At 62.0% G+C, this 2,602-nt stretch carries 2 protein-coding genes; both read left to right on the forward strand.

From position 1 onward, the window contains the following. Positions 1-81: 81 nt before the first annotated feature. The gene (xylB, locus tag ACW9HW_RS29765) at positions 82-1,578 is read left to right on the forward strand and encodes a xylulokinase (protein ID WP_457402904.1); all 1,497 of its coding nucleotides are present in this window, start codon (positions 82-84) and stop codon (positions 1,576-1,578) included. A 13-nt stretch (positions 1,579-1,591) separates the two neighbouring features. Then, positions 1,592-2,536, forward strand: coding sequence for a carbohydrate kinase family protein (locus ACW9HW_RS29770; protein ID WP_457402906.1), 945 nt, complete (start codon positions 1,592-1,594; stop codon positions 2,534-2,536). Positions 2,537-2,602: the final 66 nt, after the last annotated feature.

A 2,602-nucleotide genomic window follows, 5' to 3' on the forward strand; every position in this document is an offset into this window, starting at 1 on the left:
GGGAATGCATTTCAAATGTGGGAGCGAGCCTGCTCGCGAAGGGCTTCACCGAGATCGACCTGACACACCAAGGACTTTTCCATGGCTACCCGACAACTATTCCTGGGCATCGACTGCGGCACCCAAGGTACCAAAGCCCTTATCCTCGATGCCCTCAGCGGCCAGGTCCTGGGCCAGGGCTCGGCGGCGCATACGCTGATCAGCGGCGCCAACGGTCGTCGCGAGCAAGACACCACGCAATGGCTGGAAGCGTTCACCCTCGCCACCCGCCGCGCGCTGTTGGCGGCCAATGTCGACGGCATGGACATCCTCGGCATCGGCGTTTCCGGCCAGCAACATGGCCTGGTGCTGCTCGACGATCAGGGCCAGGTCCTGCGCCCGGCCAAACTCTGGTGCGACACCGAAACCATCGCGGAAAACGATCGATTGCTGGCTCATCTGGGCGGCGAAAAGGGCTCGCTGGAACGCCTTGGCGTGGTTATCGCACCGGGGTACACCCTGTCCAAGCTGCTGTGGACCAAAGAGCAACACCCGGAAGTCTTTTCCCGTATCGCCCGCATCCTGCTGCCCCATGACTACCTCAACTATTGGCTCACCGGCCGCAGTTGCAGCGAATACGGCGATGCTTCCGGCACCGGCTACTTCAACGTGCGCAGCCGTCAGTGGGATTTGCAGTTACTGCGCGACATCGACCCCACCGGGCGCCTGCAAGCCGCGCTGCCGGAACTGATCGACGCCCACGCGGCTGTCGGCACCGTACTGCCGGGTATCGCCGAACACCTGGGCATCAACCCGCAAGCGCGGGTGTCCAGCGGCGGCGGCGACAACATGATGGGTGCCATCGGCACCGGCAACATCCAGCCCGGCGCGATCACCATGAGCCTCGGTTCATCCGGCACGGTTTACGCCTATGCCGACCAGCCGAAAATCAGCGCGGATGCGTCGGTCGCGACCTTCTGTTCTTCCAGTGGCGGCTGGCTGCCGCTGATCTGCACCATGAACCTGACCAATGCCACCGGCGTCATTCGTGAATTGTTGGAACTCGACGTCGAACCCTTCAACGACCTGGTGAGCCAGTCCCCCATCGGGGCCGAAGGAGTGTGCATACTGCCGTTCCTCAACGGTGAACGTGTCCCCGCCCTGCCCCACGCCACCGGTAGCGTGCTGGGCTTGACCATGACCAATCTGACCCGGGCCAACCTGTGCCGTGCCGTGGTCGAAGGCACCACGTTCGGATTGCGATATGGGCTGGACCTGATGCGCCACAATGGCTTACAAAGCCGCAGCATCTGCCTGATCGGCGGTGGCTCGAAAAGTCAGGTGTGGCGGCAGATCGTCGCCGATACCATGAACACCCCCGTGATCTGCACCGCGCAAAGTGAAGCCGCCGCCCTTGGCGCGGCGATTCAGGCGGCCTGGTGCAAGTCCTGGGCAAACGGGCAAGAGGACAGTCTGGCCGATCTGTGCGCGCGTTGCGTGAAACTCGACCAGGCCAGTGAAACCCTGCCGATTGCCGAAAACGTAACAGCCTCGCAAAAGGCCTATGAACGCTATCAACAGCATGTCGCAACCCTTTAAAGAGCGAACAACTATGTATCTGGTGTGTGGCGAAGCGCTGTTCGATTTCTTCAGTGAAAACGATGCCAGCGGTCTGGCTTCAAAAGTGAATTTCAAGGCCATTGCCGGCGGCTCGCCGTTCAACGTCGCCGTGGGTTTGCGTCGTTTGGGCGTGGACGCCGCGCTGCTTGCCGGGCTGTCCACCGACTACCTGGGTCGGCGTTTGCTGCAAGTGCTGCAGGAAGAAGGTGTGCGCACGGACTATCTGCTGGATTGCGCCGCGCCCACGACCCTGGCGATGGTCGCGGTCGGCGCCAATGGCTCGCCGCACTACAGCTTCCGGGGTGAAGGCTGCGCTGACAGGCAGTTGAGGCCCGAACATCTGCCGACGCTCGGGCCTGAGGTGCGCGGACTGCATATCGGCTCGTTCTCGCTGGTGGTGCAACCGATTGCCGATACCTTGCTGGCACTGGTGCAGCGCGAAAGCGGCAAGCGACTGATCAGCCTCGATCCCAACGTGCGGCTCAATCCGCAACCGAACATCGAACTGTGGCGTTCGCGGATTGCCACCCTGGTCGAGCATGCCGATCTGATCAAGGTCAGCGATGAGGACTTGAGCCTGCTGTATCCCGAGCAGGATCCCGCGCGGGTCATCGACGGCTGGCTGCAGCATCGCTGCCAGTTGGTGTTCCTGACCCGGGGTGGTGAAGGTGCGACGGTGTTCAGTCGTGCGTTTGGGTCGTGGTCGGTGCCGGCCTGTTCGGTACAGATCGCCGATACCGTGGGGGCTGGCGATACGTTCCAGGCGGCGTTGATTGCCTGGTTGACCGAGCAGCAGATGGATTCGATAGAGGGTTTGCAGCGGCTCAGTCGTGAGCAGATCGACGGCATGGTTCGGTTTGCGGTACAGGCAGCTGCTCTGACTTGTGGCAAAACCGGGCCGGATTTGCCGTATCGGCATCAGTTAACGCTTCAGTGAAGCTGATGGCCTCTTCGCGAGCAGGCTCGCTCCCACAGGTTTTGTGTTCACTGAAGATCCAGTGTG

This window comes from Pseudomonas sp. SDO5532_S415, from assembly GCF_054071155.1.

Coding starts and splice junctions, on each gene's coding strand:
- xylB (WP_457402904.1), top strand. CDS start 82: ATGGCTACCCGACAACTATTCCTGGGCATCGACTGCGGCACCCAAGGT.
- ACW9HW_RS29770 (WP_457402906.1), top strand. CDS start 1,592: ATGTATCTGGTGTGTGGCGAAGCGCTGTTCGATTTCTTCAGTGAAAAC.